Source organism: Sphaerisporangium corydalis (assembly GCF_025506355.1).
In the GTDB taxonomy this organism is placed as follows: domain Bacteria; phylum Actinomycetota; class Actinomycetes; order Streptosporangiales; family Streptosporangiaceae; genus Sphaerisporangium; species Sphaerisporangium corydalis.
Window position 1 is genome coordinate 171159 of record NZ_JANZYP010000001.1, and the last position, 15039, is coordinate 186197.

Below are 15039 nucleotides of genomic sequence, written 5' to 3' on the forward strand. Positions count from 1 at the left end.
GGTGCTCAGTGGGGCCAGTTCCAGTCGCGGATCTCCGGGAGGTCCTCCCCGTGCTCGCGGGTGTGGGCGCGGGCGCGCGCCCGCTCGTCGGCCATGTCCTGGCGCAGGCGGGCGCAGCGGTCCCCCAGGCCGGGGACCCGGTCGATGACATCGATGACCAGGTGGAACCGGTCGATGTCGTTCATCATCACCATGTCGAACGGCGTGGTGGTGGTGCCCTCCTCCTTGTACCCGCGCACGTGCATGTTGTCGTGGCCGTTGCGGCGGTAGGTCAGGCGGTGGATCAGCGACGGGTACCCGTGGAAGTTGAAGATGACGGGCTTGTCGGGGGTGAACAGCGCGTCGTAGGCGTCGTCGGACAGGCCGTGGGGGTGCTCGGAGGCCGGTTGCAGCCGCATCAGGTCCACGACGTTGACCACGCGCACCTTCAGCTCCGGCAGGTGGCGGCGCAGCAGGTCGGCGGCGGCCAGCGTCTCCAGGGTCGGCACGTCGCCCGCGCAGGCCAGCACCACGTCGGGTTCGTGGCCCTCGTCGGTGGAGGCCCACGGCAGGATGCCCAGCCCCCGGGTGCAGTGGGCGACCGCGTCCTGCATGGGCAGCAGGTCCAGGACCGGCTGCTTGCCGGCGACCACGACGTTGACGTAGTCGCGCGAGCGCAGGCAGTGGTCGGCCACCGACAGCAGCGTGTTGGTGTCCGGCGGCAGGTACACCCGCACCACCGTCGCCTTCTTGTTGACCACCACGTCCAGGAACCCCGGGTCCTGGTGGCTGAAGCCGTTGTGGTCCTGGCGCCACACGTGCGAGCTCAGCAGGTAGTTGAGCGAGGCGACCGGGCGGCGCCAGGGGATGCGCCGCGAGGCCTCCAGCCACTTGGCGTGCTGGTTGAACATCGAGTCCACCACGTGGATGAACGCCTCGTAGGAGTTGAACAGCCCGTGCCGCCCGGTGAGCAGGTAGCCCTCCAGCCAGCCCTGGCACAGGTGCTCGCTGAGCACCTCCATCACCCGCCCGTCCGGCGCGAGGTTCTCGTCGGTCTCCAGCCCCTCGGCCTCCCACACCCGGCCGGTGACCTCGAACACCGCCGACAGCCGGTTGGAGTCGGTCTCGTCGGGGCCGAGCAGCCGGAAGTTGTCGGGGTTGGCGACGATGACGTCCCGCAGGAAGGCGCCGAGCACCCGCGTCGGCTCGGTGGCGGCGCTCGCCGGCGCCTTCACCTCGGCCGCGTAGCCGCGGAAGTCGGGCAGCACCAGCGGGCGCAGCAGCTCGCCGCCGTTGGCGTGCGGGTTGGCGCTCATCCGGCGCCGCCCCTTAGGCACCAGGGCCGCGACGTCCTCGGCCGGGGCGCCGTCGCCGTCGAACAGCTCTTCGGGACGGTAGGAGCGCATCCACTCCTCCAGCGCCGCACGGCGGCCGGCGTCCTCGCGCACGCCGGTCAGCGGCACCTGATGGGCGCGCCAGGTGCCCTCCACCGGGCGGCCGTCCACCCGCTTGGGGCCGGTCCACCCCTTGGGCGTACGAAGGACGATCATGGGTGGGCGGTCGCCGGAACCGGCCCTGACCTCGGCGATCTGGTCGAACACCGTGTCCATGGTCTCGGCCATCAGCCGGTGCACCGCCGCCGGGTCATCGCCGGCGACCACGTGCGGGCGGTAGCCGTACCCCTCCATCAGCTTGATCAGCTCGGGCTCGGGGATCCGCGCCAGCACGGTCGGGCCGGCGATCTTGTACCCGTTCAGGTGCAGGATGGGCAGGACCGCCCCGTCGGTTTCCGGGTTGAGGAACTTGCCGGAATGCCAGCTGGTGGCCAGCGCGCCGGTCTCGGCCTCGCCGTCCCCGACCACGCACGCCACCACCAGGCCGGGGTTGTCGAAGGCGGCGCCGTAGGCGTGGGCCAGGGAGTAGCCGAGCTCGCCGCCCTCGTTGATCGACCCGGGGGTCTCGGGGGCGGCGTGGCTGGGGATGCCGCCGGGGAAGGAGAACTGGCGGAACAGCCGCCGCATCCCGGCCTCGTCCTGGGAGACCTCGGGGTAGAGCCGTGAGTAGGTGCCCTCCAGCCAGGCGTGCGCGACGGTGGCCGGCCCGCCGTGCCCCGGCCCGGCGATGTAGATCATGTCCTGGTCGCGCCGCTCGATCACCCGGTTCAGGTGGGCGAAACAGAAGTTCAGGCCGGGTGTGGTGCCCCAGTGGCCGAGCAGGCGCGGCTTGACGTGCTCGGGCCGCAACGGCTCCTTCAGCAAGGGGTTGTCCAGCAGGTAGATCTGCCCGACCGACAGGTAGTTGGCGGCCCGCCAGTAGGCGTCGACCCGCTCCAGCTCATTCATGCCTATGAGCGTGCCCACGTGGCGGGGGATATGCCAGAGACCTTGGTCCCGGCGTGCGGGTCCCCCGCCGGGACCTCACTCGGGCGCCGCCCCGCTGGCCGCGGTGTCCAGCAGCGCGCCGTCCAGTGCCGTGGTCAGCCGCCCGAGGGCGTGCCGCAGGTGGGTGAGCTCGCCCTCGTCCAGGCCGGTGGCCGCGAAGATCCGCGCGGGCACCTGGCGGGCGCGGCGGCGCAGCGCCGAGCCCCCGGCGGTGAGGCGCACGTGCACCGAGCGCTGGTCGTGGACGCCGCGGTCGCGCCGCACCAGGCCGGCGGCCTCCAGGCGCTTGAGCAGGGGGGACAGGGTGCCGGAGTCGAGCCGCAGCGAGGCGCCGAGCTCCTTGACCGTGGGCGGGCGCCCGTCGGCGGCCCCCGGGCCGCCCTCCCACAGCACCAGCATCACCAGGTACTGGGGGTAGGTGAGGCCGAGGTCACGCAGCTCGCGCCGGTAGATGCCGTCCAGCGCCCGCGAGGCGGCGTGCACGGTGAAGCAGACCTGGTTGTCCAGTCGCAGCGACTCGTCCTCCATGGCAGTAGTCTACAATTTGACTGTGCACAATTTAATTGTGCGCAATTGATCGCCGCCGACGAGAGGGACCCCCATGAGCGCCCTGTACACCGCCATCGCCACCGCCTCGGGCCGTGAGGGCCGCGCGGTCTCCTCCGACGGCCGGCTGGACGTCACCCTGGCGCCGCCGGTGTCGCTGGGCGGCAGCGGCGAGGGCACCAACCCCGAGCAGCTGTTCGCCGCCGGGTACGCCGCCTGCTTCGCCAGCGCGCTCACCCTGATCGCCCATCGCCGCAAGCACGACGTGTCCCAGGCGTCGGTCACCGCCGAGGTCGGGCTGGTGGCGGGCGAGGGCGGCGGATTCACCCTGGAGGTCACGCTGCGCGTGGAACTGCCCGACGAGCTGCAGGGCGAGACCGGCCAGGCGCTGGTGGAGGCCGCCCACCAGGTGTGCCCCTACTCCAACGCCACCCGGGGCAACATCCCGGTCACCCTGGTGGTCGAGTGACCCCCTAGCGGGCGCGGCCCGCCGCCGGAAAACCTGTTGCGGGAATGTCGGTGGCGTTGGCTAGGGTTCGCTGCGTGTCCGAGCAACCCCTGATCCGTGCCCGCGGCCTGGTGAAACGCTTCGGCGACTTCACCGCGGTGGACGGCATCGACATCGACGTGGCCCCCGGCGAGGCGTTCGGCTTCCTCGGCCCCAACGGCGCCGGGAAGTCCTCCACGATGCGCATGATCGGCTGCGTGTCGCTGCCCACGGCCGGCGAGCTGCGCATCCTCGGCATGGACCCGGCGCGCGAGGGGGCCGCGATCCGCGGCAGGCTGGGCGTCTGCCCCCAGCTGGACAACCTCGACCCCGACCTCAACGTCCGCGAGAACCTCACCACCTACGCCCGCTACTTCGGGATCTCCCGCCCCGAGGCGCGCCGCAGGGCCAGGGAGCTGCTGGAGTTCGTCCAGCTCGCCGACCGGGCCGGCAGCAAGGTCGAACCCCTGTCGGGCGGCATGAAACGCCGCCTGACGATCGCCCGCGCCATGGTCAACGACCCCGACATCGTCCTGTTGGACGAGCCCACCACCGGCCTGGACCCCCAGGCCCGCCACCTGCTGTGGGAACGGCTGTTCCAGCTCAAACGGCGCGGCACCACCCTGGTGCTCACCACCCACTACATGGACGAGGCCGAGCAGCTGTGCGACCGGCTGGTGGTCATGGACGGCGGGCGCATCGTCGCCCAGGGCTCGCCCCGGTCGCTGATCGCCGCCCACTCCACGCCCGAGGTGGTCGAGCTGCGCTTCGGCGACGAGCGCCCCGCCGGCCTGGCCGGCAAGCTCGCCGGGATCGGCGAGCGCGTCGACCCCCTGCCCGACCGGGTGCTGGTCTACGCCGCCGACGGCGACGCCGCCACCGCCGAGGTGCACCGGCGCGGCCTGACCCCCTCCAGCGTGCTGGTGCGCCGCTCCACCCTCGAGGACGTGTTCCTGCACCTCACCGGCCGGACGCTGGTCGACTGATGGCCGTGCTCGCGACCCGGGTGACCTCCCGCTCGACCCTGGCGGTGCTGGAACGCGCCCTGACGCTGTACCGCCGGCTGTGGCGGACCTCGGTGCTGTCGTCCTTCGTGCTGCCGGTGATGTTCCTGGTCAGCATCGGCGTCGGCGTCGGCGGCCACGTGGGCCAGGTCGGCGGCACCGACTACCTGTCGTGGATCGTCCCGGGCGTGCTGGCCTCGACCGCGTTCCAGATGGCCGTCGGCGAGTGCACCTACCCCGTGCTCGGCGACTTCAAATGGGTGCGCGCCTACCACGCCATGCGCGCCACGCCCGTGGAGCCCGGCGACATGGTGTGCGGCTGGCTGCTGTACATCCTGATCCGCGTGGAGATCTCGGTGGCGGTCTTCCTGGTCATCACCGCCTCGTTCGGCACGCTGCACTCCCCGCTGGCCCTGCTCACCCCACTGGTGTGCGCGCTGGTGGCGCTCGCGGTGGCCGCGCCGACGATGGCCTTCGCCGCCAGCGTCGACCAGGACAGCTACTTCGCGCTGCTGTTCCGGTTCGTGCTGATCCCCTCGACCCTGTTCGGCGGCGTGTTCTTCCCGGTCGACCGGCTGCCCGCGCTCATCCGGCCGCTGGCGTGGCTGTCGCCGCTGTGGCACGGCGCCGAGCTGAACCGGGCCGCCACGCTCGGCACCGCGCCCCCCTGGCCGGTCGCCGCCCACGCGGGCTACCTGCTGGTGTTCGCCGGGGCCGGGATCGCCTGGGCGTTCCACGCCTTCCGCAAGCGACTTCAGGACTGACACATGGTGACCACGATGATCGCCGCCCGGGTCGCCTCCGACCGGCTGTCCCCCGCGCGCATCGGCGCGGTGATGGGCCGCAACGTGGGGGCGCTGCGCTCGGGGCCGGCCTACTGGCTGGTGCTGGTGTCGGGCTTCTTCGAGCCGCTGCTCTACCTGCTGTCCATCGGCGTCGGCGTCGGCGCCCTGGTCGGCGACCTGCCGGTCGGCGGGCGCACCCTCCCCTACGCCACCTTCGTCGCCCCGGCGATGCTCGCCGTCTCGGCCATGTCCGGCGCCCTGTCGGAGACCACGTACAACTTCTTCTTCAAGATGAAGTACATGAAGACGTTCGACGCGATCCTGGCCACCCCGGTGCGGCCGTTCGAGATCGCGCTCGGCGAGCTGGGCTGGGCCATGGTGCGCGGCTCGGTGTACACCGGGGCCTTCGTGATCGTCATGATCGCCCTCGGGCTGGCCACGCCGCTGTGGGCGCTCGCCGCCTTCCCCGCCACGATGCTGGTCGGGCTGGCGTTCGGCTCGCTCGGCATGGCGATCAGCACGCTGATGCGCGGCTGGCAGGACTTCGACCTGCTGGCCAGCGGCCAGTTCGCCCTGTTCCTGTTCTCCGGCACCTTCTCCCCCGTCGCCGACTATCCGCTCCCGGTCCGGGTGCTGGTCGAGGCGACACCGCTGTACCAGTCGGTCGAGCTGGTCCGGGGCCTGGCGATCGGCGACCCGGGCTGGAGCCTGCTGGCGCACGCCGCCTACCTGGTGGCGATGGTCGCCGCCGGCCTGCTGTTCGCCGCCCGCCGCCTGGAACGGGTCCTGTGCGTCTGAACCCCCCGCCGAACCGCCCCGGCGGGCACTCCACCGAATACAGCGTTGGCCGCTCCACCATCCACCGCATCATCCACAACCCGGAGACCTGAGCACCGGCGCCCTGACCTGCGGATCAGTCACAGCTGGCGGCTGGTGGTGGCGGCCTTGCCGGTAGCGAGCCCAGAACCCTCAGTGGCCAGGCGTTCTCGCAGGCTGGGATCACGAGACGTCAGGCGTCATCCCGCTGGTCCAGCCATTTGAGAATGGCCTGGTTTGTTTCTTCGGGTTCTTCCTGCTGGATCCAGTGGCCGCAGTCCAGGCGGACCACTTCCACGTCGGGCACGAACTCTGCCAGGTTTTCCGACCTCGCGACCGGGTCCCGGTCGCCGTAGATCATGAGGGTGGGCTGGTGGATGATCGAGTCCACGTCCGCCAGGAGGCGCCAGTTGCGGTCGAGGTTCCTGTACCAGTTGATGCCGCCGGTGAATCCGGATGTTTCGAAGGCGGAGACGAGGACGGCCAGTTCGCTGTCGCTCATGATGGGTTCGCCGAGGGGTGCCTGCGCTCTGGCGAGGTTGATCAGTGCCATGCCCGGCTGAGGCTCCGGCGGCGGCTGGTTCTTCCGGTACAGGTTGCGGAGGAACTGGGCGGTGTTGTCGTCGAATACGGCGTCGGCGACGCCCGGCCGCCGGTTGAAGTGAACGAAGTAGAAGTCGCCGCCGAGCATGTCCTCCATGAACTCGATCCACGGCTTTTCCCCGCGTTCCTGGTAGGGCAAGCTCAGGTTGATCACTTTGTTCACACGGGTGGGGTGCAGCAGGGTCAGGCCCCAGACGACGAACGCGCCCCAGTCGTGGCCGATGAAGGTGGCGTTCTGGTATCCGTAGTGGTCCAGGAGCGCGACGAGGTCACCCGACAGGTGTTCGATGTCGTAGTCCGTCACCTCGGCCGGGCGGGAGGAGTTGCCGTAGCCGCGCTGGTTCGGGGCGATGACGTGGTAGCCGGCCGCGGCGAGGGCGGGCATCTGGTGGCGCCAGGTGGAGGCGTGGTCCGGCCAGCCGTGGCAGAGCACGATGGGCCTTCCCGCGTTCTCTCGGCCCGCTTCGAAGACTTCGAGTTCCACACCGTTGACCGGAATGAGGGTGGGCTTGGGGAAATCGGTTGAGGTCATGGCGCCATCCTGACGCCGAAACCGGTCACCTCATGACCGGTTTGTGTGGGAGTTTTGCGGGCGTGCGAACCGACCGGCTGGTGGCCGTCCTCCTCTTGCTGCAACGGCGCGAGCAGGTGACGGCGGCAGAGGTCGCCCGGGAGCTGGAGGTCTCCGAGCGCACCGCCCGCCGCGACCTCGACGCCCTGGCCATGGCCGGGGTGCCCGTGTACTCCACGCAAGGACGGGGCGGCGGCTGGCGCCTGGTGGGCGGCGCCCGTACCGACCTGTCCGGGTTGACCGCGGGTGAGGCCCGCGCCCTGTTCCTGGTCGCCGGCCCGGCCTCGGCCGCGACCCCGGCCGTGAAAGCAGCCCTGCGCAAACTCGTCCAAGCCCTGCCGGAACCCTTCCGCGCCCAGGCCGAAGCGGCAGCATCATCCTTGGTCATGGACCCGCGACGATGGGGGTCGAGCCGGGTCGAGCACCGACCACCTCGCTTCCTCGACGACCTCCAGGACGCGGTGATCGGCGGCGTCCAGGTGCGGCTCGGCTATCTCGATGGCAAAGGCGCCGAAACCGAGAGGACCGTCCACCCGCTGGGCATCGTCGCCAAAGGCCCGGCGTGGTATCTCGTCTCCCACACCGAGACCGGCCGACGGACCTTCCGGATCGACCGCGTGACATCCGCCGACCCGACCGGCGATCCCGTGCACCGGCCCGAGGACTTCGACCTCGCCGGGAGCTGGCGCGAGATCGCCGACGAGATCGACCGCAAACGAACACCTCTGGAGGTCCAGGCCGTCTGCGCGCCCCACGCCATAGGCATTCTCCGGATCGGGTTCGGCGCCCGACTCGAAGTCGGAGGCACCACGACCGACGGACGCGTCGACGTCGTGATCCGCGGCCACGACGACCACACCCTCGCCGGCGAACTCGCCGGGCTGGTCGAATGGCTCGAAGTGACCGGCCCCCCGGGTGTACGAGACCACCTGGCCTCGATCGGCGACGCGCTCGTCGAGCGATACAGCTGACGCCGGCACGGGCGCTCAGCCCACGTGCTGAGCATGCTCGGCGAGCATGATGCGATCGCGGGAAACCGGTCACGACGTCGGCGGGTCCGTCGGCCTGGCTCGCTGAGGGTGGATCGTCTCGTGCCGGGCCAGCATCGCCACGTACTCGGCGATCTTCCGGGTGCGCGTCTCGGCCCGCTTGACGGCATTGACCCGGATGATGAGAGCGAAGCGGTTGGTCTTGGTGAGCACCTCGAACATCGCCTGCGCCGCTGGGTCGGCGGCGATCGCGGCTCCCAGGTCGGCCGGGACCTCCGCTTCCGACGGCGGTGCATAGGCGGCCGTCCACCGCCCGTCGGCCTTCGCGGCGTCCACCGCGGCACGGCCGGCGGGCAGCATCAGGCCGGCCGCCTCCAACCGGGCCACGTTGGTGACGTTGCGCTGGGACCAGACACTGCGGGACCGGCGCGGGGTGAACCGCCTCCAGGAACTCTCCTCGTCGCGCTTGCGGGCCTGCCCGTCGATCCAGCCGAAGCACAGTGCCTCATCGACCGCCTGCTGCCAGGTCAGCGTGGTGACGGAGCCGCCCTTCCTGGTCAGGGCGAGCCACACGCCAGGAGAGGCGGTGTGGTTGCCCAGCAGCCACGCGCGCAGCGCCGCGCTGTCAGCCACGATCAACTCGTCCAGTTCGGTTCCGGTCACCACCGCAGGCTAGTACCGCGCCCCGGTGTTGCGACTGGTCCGGGCTGTCCGGCAAGCTAAGCGCGGTCAGCACGTCAGGCCGGATCGCCTCCCACTGATCCCCTTCCAGCAGCTCGGCTTGGGGGTTGCGCCATTTGGTGGAGGTGTCGGCGTAGATCTCGCGGCGCTTCAGGCCGCGCCAGAACCGCTCCAGCACGCAGAAGGCGTAGGCATGCGGTTCACCGCCCCGTCCGCGCCGGGTGGCCGAACACCAGCTGCTTCCACGGCCCGTTCACCACCTCCGCCTGGGGCGCGCCATGCGGGTCGCCGCGCCCGCCGCCGGATCCGGCCTGAGCAGACACCCTGTATGCACGGTGTGTCTGAACACTGTGTATGCTGCTCGTGGATGAGCGGCTGGACCTGCATCTCCGCAGGTCGGGCAACGTTCGAGACACTCAGGGAGGCGGCCATGGCGTCGGTGACGCGGCGGCGAGACCGTGATCTCCAGGAGCGGTCCACCGAGGCGGAGACCAAGCTGGTCTCGGCCGTGGAGAGGCTCCTGAACGCCGGTGAGTCCTTCACCGAGATCAGCGTTCAGCGCATCATCGAAGAGGCCGGGGTGTCCCGGGCCACCTTCTACGCGTACTTCCAGGGAAAGCCGGACATCCTCCGGCGGCTCGCGCAGAAGATCAGGGACGCCTCCCTGGCCCTGGCCGAGCAGTGGGACCCCGGGGCGGGCGAGGACGGCGCGGACCGGTACACCGCCTTCTTCCAGGACGTGCTCGCCCTGCACCGGGCCCACCACCCGGTGCTGTCCGCGGTCCGCGAGGTCGCCACCTACGACGCGGCGGTACGCGACTTCTACACCGCCGACCTGGAGGGGTTCGACGAGGCCGTGCTCGCGACGCTCCTGGAGCAGCAGCGCGCCGGGGCCACGCCGTCCGACCTGGACGCCGTGGCCGCCAGCAGGGTCATCGTGTGGGGCGGGGCCCAGGCCATGGCCCACCACATCAACGTCGACGACGGGAGCGGTGACGCCGCGCTGGCCCGCGAGCTCGGGCACATCTGGTGGTACGGCGCCTACCGCCGCCCGGGGACGACCATCGATCAGCCGAGCAGTGAGGACATGAAATGAGCGACAGCGGTTCCACCTACGTCCTGATCCCGGGGGCCTGGCACGGCGGGTGGTCCTGGCGCCCGGTGGCCGAGCGGCTGCGCGCCGCCGGGCACCGCGCCGTCTGTCTCACCCTTCCCGGCCTCGGGGACGGCGACGATCCCTCAGGGATCGGGCTGCGGGACGCGGTGGACCATGTGGTGGCGGAGGTGGAGAGGCTGGGCGTCACCGGCGTCACCCTGGTGGCCCACAGCTGGGGCGGGTACCCGATGGCCGGCGCCGCCCACCGCCTGCGGGGCACGGTCTCCAAGGTCGTCTACTACTCCGCGCAGGTCCCCCTGCCCGGCAGGTCGATGCTGGACGACAACCCTCCGCAGGCCGCGGCGTGGCTGCGTGAGCTGATCGAGGACTCCCCGACGCGCTCGATCCCGCCCACCCTGGAGTTCGTCCAGGGCCTGTTCATGCAGGGCGTCGAGCAGCAGACCCAGCGTCTGGTGGCCGAGCTGCTGACCCCGCAGCCCGGCGGCTACTTCCTGGACGCCCTCGACGACCCGGGCGTGTCCGAGCCCGGCGTTCCCGCGCTCTACATCCTCGGGCAGGACGACCGCGCGCTCCCCCGCCCCGGCGCCGAGTTCGCCGCGCGACTGGGACTGGAGCCGGTCATGGTCCCCGGAACCCACGAGGGCATGCTCACCCACCCCGACGAGATCACCAAGGCGATCCTGAACAACTGACACCACCCCCGGCGCCGGCCCGGCGGGCCGGCCGCAGGGGCGGCCGTCCGGCTACGCGGGGGGTGGCGGTGCCGCTCTTCAGCCGTTCGGCGGCGGTCTTGTCGGCCGTCCGGCTACGCGAGGGTGGCGGGGTCCCACAGGTGGGTGCTGTGCGCGCCGACCAGGGCGCCGATGCGGGCCAGGGCCTCGGCGGCGGGCAGGGCGTCCAGGCGGCGGCCGTCGCGCAGGCGCAGGGCGACCAGGTCGCCCGCGGCCTCCTTGGGCCCGATCACCGCCTGGTACGGCACCAGGCGCGCGGCCCGGACGCGGGTCAGCCCGCCGAGCACCCCCGAAAGCTCCGAACGGTACATCCCGCCCAGCTCGGCGATCCGCAGCGGCAGCTCCCGGTAGCTGCGGGCACGGGAACGGTAGATCAGCGCATGGTGGGGGCACAGGCTCGGCCGCAGGACGACCTGCTCTCCCCCCAGGTCCATCGGGGGGAACATGTCGTCGCTGTAGTGGGACCAGTGCCCGGAGATCTCGTACAGCTCCCGCTTGCCCAGCACCGGCGAGTACACGTGCCGGTACCCCGCCCGGCGCTCGGCGTCGCGGATGTACTCCTCCAGGGCGTGCCGCACGATCGCCCCGTCGGGCAGCCAGTACGGTAGCCCGGCGCCGATCAGCGGGTCGGTGTCGAACAGGCCCAGCTCGCGGCCGAGCCTGCGGTGGTCGTGCATGGTGGTCTCCTCGCGGACGTCGGGCGAGTGACCACACGGCGAAGCCCCGGGGCACTCGCCCCGGGGCTTCGGACTGAGAACGGGTCAGCGCGCCGGGACGGTGTCCGGCGTCGTCGTCACAGCGGCACGCTTCATGCCGCAGACGGTAGCAGGGCCACCGCCGCCCGCACCGCCCATTTTTCCGCGCGCGAGAGGGACGACCGGGCCGGGCGGATGGGCGCGACCCTTTTCCGCGTTCCGCGCGCGGGGAGACGACCGGCCGGTCAGGTGGCGGGCCGTAACCCTGCTTCGGCGGGTCAGGGCCGCGGGCCGTAGCCCTCCTTCCGCAGGGCGCGGCGGTAGACGGCGTCCATGACCCGCCGGCTCAGCCAGGCGAGGGCGGCCAGTGATCCGGCGAGCAGGCGCAGCGCCGGCACCTTCACCCCGAGCTGCCGTGTCGCCGACGCCGTCAGCCCGTCCAGCGTGGCCGCGTCGGCGTGGCCGGCGTCGTCCCAGAGGTTCGCGGCGGCGACGGCACGGTCGTGCGCCAGCTCGGCCCGCTCCACGGTGACGACCAGGGCGGTCCGTGGGACGGCGGAGCCCAGCGCCATGGACGCCAGCAGGTCCGCGTCGTCGGTGACCATGGCGGTGCCGCTCACGTGCAGCACCTCGGTGCGGCCGGGGACGAGCATCGCGGCCGAGAACCGGTCGTCGGCGAGCAGGTTGCGCGAGGTGTCCGCGCGCTTGTTGCCGCGCCGGTCGGGGATGGCCAGCGTGTGCCCGTCGAGCACCTGGACGAAGCCGGGGGTGTCGCCGCGCGGGCTGGTGTCGGCGCCGCCGTCCCGGTCCCAGGAGGACACGACCAGGAACGGCGAGGCCCGAAGGAAACCGGTCACACCCGCGCCGGACAGCGGCCCTTCGGCGACGTCCGGGGCGGACGGCCCCCCGGCGAGGTCCGCGGCGGACAGCGGCGTCCCGGCGGCATCCAGGCCGGACGGCGTCCCGGCGACGCCTGCGGAGTACGGCGGCCTTTCGGCGACGTCCGGGGCGGACGGCGGGCCGCCGGTGATCGTGGAGGGGGGCGCCGTGGGGACGGCCGGGGTCCACAGCCGGGATCGGAGGATCGCCCGCGCGCAGTGGATGTAGGCCTGGCCGACCGCGACGACGATCCGGCCGGGGGATCGTCCGGCGACCGAGCCGTTCACCCGGAGCGTCTCGCCGACGCCGGGCAGCAGGAAGACCAGGGAGACCGCGCCCGAGGCGTCCGCGTCGGTGGCGAAGGCGATCCGCGCCGGCGACTCCGCCTCGGCGAAACCGGGCCGCCCGCCGACCATCGTCGTCCGGGGCCGCCCGGCGCCGTCGCGGTGGCCGAAGCCCGCCAGGGACGCGACGGCGAGCATGTCGCGGCAGGCGTCGTCCAGTTCCGTGAGTTCCTTCATCAGCACGAGCGCCGACGGGCGCCCGATGATCGCTTCGAGCCGCGCCGCGGTCGTGATCCGGTTCATGCCGGCGGCCGTTCGCCGGGCGGGTCCGGTCGTCGAAGGTGTGGTGCGCATGGTCGTGAGACCTCCAGGCGTCGGACGGGGACACGGGCGCGGAGCCGGGCCCGTGTCCCGGCTTCCTCGTCAGCGGTCGCGGAGCGGGTGCCGTCAGCGGGTACGTCCGTGCTCGCGGGCCGCCTCCGGCGAACCGGCCGGTTCGCCGAAAAGCGCCTTGAGCGCCTGGACGTGCCCGGCGTAGGCGCGCCGGCCCTCGGCGGTGAGGCTCACCCAGGTCTTCACCCGGCCCCGGCCGGTCGGCTTGGAGATCACGAGGTAACCGGCGTCCTGCAGCACCTTCAGGTGTTTGCTCAGCACCGAGTCGGCCACGCCGAGGATGTCGCGCAGCACCGCGAACTCGGCGCTGGAGGAGGCGGCGAGGAGCGCGCAGATCCGCAGCCGGTTCGGCGCGTGCACCACCTCGTCGAACCGCTCGCTCACGCGCCCGTCCTCAGGTGGGCCCGCAGCGCGAGGTCGAACCGCCGGCACAGGACGATGGTGGCGGCGTACCCCGCCACGGCCAGGCACCACACCGGCCACCGCACATCGGTCAGGGCCCCGATCCCGAGGGCGGCGGCGACGGCCAGGACCGTCACGGCGCCCAGCGCGCCGATCCACCGGCCGGCGGGGCCCGCTTCGAGGCCGGACACCCACAGGCCGGTCAGGCGGCGATAGGCGCGGGTGAGCGCGGCGCTGCCGGTGAGCAGCAGCACGACACTCCCGATCTTGACCGCGGTGCCGCCGAGCCCGGCCGCGAGCACGCAACCGGCGAGCAGCAGCCCGAAGGCCGGGTGGTACCACCACGGGGTGACCAGCCGGTCGGCGATGGCCGCGCGGGCTTCGGCGATGAGGGACAGGTCCCCGGCACCGTGGTTTTCCATGTCGGAAACTCAATCACATTCCAACTCGGAAAGTCAATCCGGCCGGTGACGGACACGATCCGACCGGGACGACGAGCCGTCGCCGGTGACGCCGCCGGGCCGGCCGGGCGGCCACTCCCGCACGCCTGTGCCGGGCCTGCGGCGAACGCGGCCGCGTGATCCGTACCGTCACCCCGCTGCGCTACCCTGTCCGAGCCGGCGTCGCGCGAGCGGATCACCGCCGCCAGCCGCCCGGCTCTGGAACCCGCGTGCCGTCCGGTACGCCGGCCGTCCGGTGCGGGGATCGCCGGAGGCGCGGGTTCGCGGCGGGGAGGCGTGCGGGACGATCCCCAGGTCACCGATGGGTCCGACCGGCACGCCGTACACGGCACAACGAACGCCTACAGATAAGGACAATCCAATGACCGAGCTGAACGCGGAACGTGCCCGGCAGGCGATCGTCGAGCACACCCGGCGTCTGGCGGAATCAGCCGCCGAGGCCGGGCCTGAGGCCGCCGTGCCGACCGCGCCGAAGTGGACCGTCGCCGACCTGGTCGAGCACCTGGGTCAGACCCAGCACTGGGTCGCGGAGATCATCGAGCGCCGCGTCACCGACCCCGCGCGGCTGCCCACCGAGATGGCCGTGCTCCCCGCCGACCCCCGCGAGTGGCAGGCGTGGCTGACGGAATCCGCGCGGCGGGTCGCGAGCGCGTGCTCCGATGACGCGCTCGACGCGCCGGTTTTCAACCCCGCCGGGGACGAGCGGCCCGGGACGCGGTTCTGGATGACCAGCATGCTCAACGAGGCGGTCGTCCACGGCTTCGACGCGGCCGCTGCGGCGGACCGGCCGGCCGACGTCGACCCCGACATCGCGGCCGCGCTCATCGGCAACCACCTCGCGATGCTCACCGCCCCCACCTGGGAGATGCAGCGGGCCGAGTCCGCCCACGCCATCCGGGGCACCGGGCAGACCCTGCAGTGGCTGGCCACCGACACGGCGGGCGCCTGGTTCATCGAGCGGCGGCCTGAGGGGGCGGCGTGGCAGCCCGGTACCCGGCCGGCCGATGTGACGGTGACCGGCCCGGCACGGTCGCTGCTGCTGGCCCTGACCCGGCGGCTCCCGCTCACCGGCTCCGACGCCACCGGCATCGGCGTCGACGGCGACACCGGCCTCGCCCAGCACTGGATCGACAACACCGCCCACGTCAGCGGCTGACCGGCACCGGCCACCGCCCCGTTCGGCATGACACCGGACCGCCCCGTCAGCGGCTGACCTGCCACCGCCGCGTTCGGCA

Annotated in this window: 17 protein-coding genes; 8 read left to right on the forward strand and 9 right to left on the reverse strand. The window is 72.2% G+C overall.

Translation table 11 applies throughout. The annotated features are described in order from the left end of the window. Positions 1-5 precede the first annotated feature (5 nt). Positions 6-2321: a phosphoketolase family protein gene (locus NYZ98_RS00795; protein WP_262840455.1), complete on the reverse strand. Its 2316-nt coding sequence runs from the start codon at positions 2319-2321 to the stop codon at positions 6-8. A gap of 75 nt (positions 2322-2396) precedes the next feature. After that, the gene (locus NYZ98_RS00800; RefSeq protein WP_262840456.1) at positions 2397-2888 is read right to left on the reverse strand and encodes a MarR family winged helix-turn-helix transcriptional regulator; all 492 of its coding nucleotides are present in this window, start codon (positions 2886-2888) and stop codon (positions 2397-2399) included. 73 nt (positions 2889-2961) lie between these two features. Between NYZ98_RS00800 and NYZ98_RS00805 the strand changes: the two genes are divergently transcribed. The 4 genes from NYZ98_RS00805 (at position 2962) to NYZ98_RS00820 (ending at position 5980) form a co-directional block, all read left to right on the forward strand. Next, positions 2962-3375: an organic hydroperoxide resistance protein gene (locus tag NYZ98_RS00805; protein ID WP_262840457.1), complete on the forward strand. Its 414-nt coding sequence runs from the start codon at positions 2962-2964 to the stop codon at positions 3373-3375. Between the two features lie 74 nt (positions 3376-3449). Further along, a complete protein-coding gene (locus NYZ98_RS00810; protein ID WP_262840458.1) occupies positions 3450-4379 on the forward strand; it encodes an ABC transporter ATP-binding protein in 930 nt (309 codons plus the stop codon). Next, on the forward strand, positions 4379-5161 hold the full coding sequence (locus tag NYZ98_RS00815) for an ABC transporter permease (protein WP_262840459.1): 783 nt from the start codon (positions 4379-4381) through the stop codon (positions 5159-5161). The genes NYZ98_RS00810 and NYZ98_RS00815 overlap by 1 nt, the downstream gene beginning before the upstream one ends. Positions 5162-5164: 3 nt before the next feature. Continuing rightward, on the forward strand, positions 5165-5980 hold the full coding sequence (locus NYZ98_RS00820; protein ID WP_262840460.1) for an ABC transporter permease: 816 nt from the start codon (positions 5165-5167) through the stop codon (positions 5978-5980). Between the two features lie 211 nt (positions 5981-6191). Here the strand turns inward: NYZ98_RS00820 and NYZ98_RS00825 are convergent, their stop codons facing one another. Then, on the reverse strand, positions 6192-7133 hold the full coding sequence (locus tag NYZ98_RS00825; RefSeq protein WP_262840461.1) for an alpha/beta fold hydrolase: 942 nt from the start codon (positions 7131-7133) through the stop codon (positions 6192-6194). Positions 7134-7195: 62 nt separating this feature from the next. Between NYZ98_RS00825 and NYZ98_RS00830 the strand changes: the two genes are divergently transcribed. After that, positions 7196-8143 carry a helix-turn-helix transcriptional regulator gene (locus tag NYZ98_RS00830; RefSeq protein ID WP_262840462.1) on the forward strand — a complete coding sequence of 316 codons (948 nt, stop codon included), beginning with the start codon at positions 7196-7198 and terminating at the stop codon, positions 8141-8143. Between the two features lie 69 nt (positions 8144-8212). Here NYZ98_RS00830 and NYZ98_RS00835 read toward each other — a convergent pair whose 3' ends face one another. Then, entirely contained in the window at positions 8213-8824 is a 612-nt protein-coding gene (locus NYZ98_RS00835) for a YdeI/OmpD-associated family protein (protein WP_262840463.1), read from the reverse strand. After that, the gene (locus NYZ98_RS00840; RefSeq protein WP_262840464.1) at positions 8787-9020 is read right to left on the reverse strand and encodes a hypothetical protein; all 234 of its coding nucleotides are present in this window, start codon (positions 9018-9020) and stop codon (positions 8787-8789) included. Before NYZ98_RS00840 ends, NYZ98_RS00835 begins: the two co-directional genes overlap by 38 nt. A 252-nt stretch (positions 9021-9272) precedes the next feature. Here NYZ98_RS00840 and NYZ98_RS00845 point away from each other — a divergent pair, with 252 nt between their 5' ends. Both NYZ98_RS00845 and NYZ98_RS00850 read left to right on the forward strand, forming a co-directional pair. Beyond that, on the forward strand, positions 9273-9938 hold the full coding sequence (locus NYZ98_RS00845; protein ID WP_262840465.1) for a TetR/AcrR family transcriptional regulator: 666 nt from the start codon (positions 9273-9275) through the stop codon (positions 9936-9938). Next, the gene (locus NYZ98_RS00850) at positions 9935-10651 is read left to right on the forward strand and encodes an alpha/beta fold hydrolase (protein WP_262840466.1); all 717 of its coding nucleotides are present in this window, start codon (positions 9935-9937) and stop codon (positions 10649-10651) included. Before NYZ98_RS00845 ends, NYZ98_RS00850 begins: the two co-directional genes overlap by 4 nt. Positions 10652-10764: 113 nt before the next feature. On the opposite strand, the gene NYZ98_RS00855 is transcribed toward NYZ98_RS00850, so the two are convergent. The 4 genes from NYZ98_RS00855 to NYZ98_RS00870 form a co-directional block, all read right to left on the reverse strand. Beyond that, complete coding sequence (locus tag NYZ98_RS00855) at positions 10765-11367, reverse strand: aminoacyl--tRNA ligase-related protein (protein ID WP_262840467.1); 603 nt, start codon at positions 11365-11367, stop codon at positions 10765-10767. A 296-nt stretch (positions 11368-11663) separates the two neighbouring features. Then, positions 11664-12851 carry a pyridoxamine 5'-phosphate oxidase family protein gene (locus NYZ98_RS00860; protein ID WP_262840468.1) on the reverse strand — a complete coding sequence of 396 codons (1188 nt, stop codon included), beginning with the start codon at positions 12849-12851 and terminating at the stop codon, positions 11664-11666. Between the two features lie 144 nt (positions 12852-12995). Then, complete coding sequence (locus NYZ98_RS00865) at positions 12996-13325, reverse strand: transcriptional regulator (RefSeq protein WP_262840469.1); 330 nt, start codon at positions 13323-13325, stop codon at positions 12996-12998. Then, positions 13322-13765, reverse strand: a complete 444-nt coding sequence (locus NYZ98_RS00870; protein ID WP_262840470.1) for a hypothetical protein — start codon at positions 13763-13765, stop codon at positions 13322-13324. The genes NYZ98_RS00865 and NYZ98_RS00870 overlap by 4 nt, the downstream gene beginning before the upstream one ends. A gap of 400 nt (positions 13766-14165) precedes the next feature. On the opposite strand from NYZ98_RS00870, the gene NYZ98_RS00875 reads away from it, so the two are divergent. Then, on the forward strand, positions 14166-14960 hold the full coding sequence (locus NYZ98_RS00875; RefSeq protein WP_262840471.1) for a maleylpyruvate isomerase family mycothiol-dependent enzyme: 795 nt from the start codon (positions 14166-14168) through the stop codon (positions 14958-14960). The last annotated feature ends 79 nt before the right edge of the window (positions 14961-15039 follow it).

Coding starts and splice junctions, on each gene's coding strand:
- NYZ98_RS00800 (WP_262840456.1), bottom strand. CDS start 2,888: ATGGAGGACGAGTCGCTGCGACTGGACAACCAGGTCTGCTTCACCGTG.
- NYZ98_RS00870 (WP_262840470.1), bottom strand. CDS start 13,765: ATGGAAAACCACGGTGCCGGGGACCTGTCCCTCATCGCCGAAGCCCGC.
- NYZ98_RS00875 (WP_262840471.1), top strand. CDS start 14,166: ATGACCGAGCTGAACGCGGAACGTGCCCGGCAGGCGATCGTCGAGCAC.
- NYZ98_RS00850 (WP_262840466.1), top strand. CDS start 9,935: ATGAGCGACAGCGGTTCCACCTACGTCCTGATCCCGGGGGCCTGGCAC.
- NYZ98_RS00805 (WP_262840457.1), top strand. CDS start 2,962: ATGAGCGCCCTGTACACCGCCATCGCCACCGCCTCGGGCCGTGAGGGC.
- NYZ98_RS00855 (WP_262840467.1), bottom strand. CDS start 11,367: ATGCACGACCACCGCAGGCTCGGCCGCGAGCTGGGCCTGTTCGACACC.
- NYZ98_RS00795 (WP_262840455.1), bottom strand. CDS start 2,321: ATGAATGAGCTGGAGCGGGTCGACGCCTACTGGCGGGCCGCCAACTAC.
- NYZ98_RS00820 (WP_262840460.1), top strand. CDS start 5,165: ATGGTGACCACGATGATCGCCGCCCGGGTCGCCTCCGACCGGCTGTCC.
- NYZ98_RS00825 (WP_262840461.1), bottom strand. CDS start 7,133: ATGACCTCAACCGATTTCCCCAAGCCCACCCTCATTCCGGTCAACGGT.
- NYZ98_RS00845 (WP_262840465.1), top strand. CDS start 9,273: ATGGCGTCGGTGACGCGGCGGCGAGACCGTGATCTCCAGGAGCGGTCC.
- NYZ98_RS00815 (WP_262840459.1), top strand. CDS start 4,379: ATGGCCGTGCTCGCGACCCGGGTGACCTCCCGCTCGACCCTGGCGGTG.
- NYZ98_RS00860 (WP_262840468.1), bottom strand. CDS start 12,851: ATGAACCGGATCACGACCGCGGCGCGGCTCGAAGCGATCATCGGGCGC.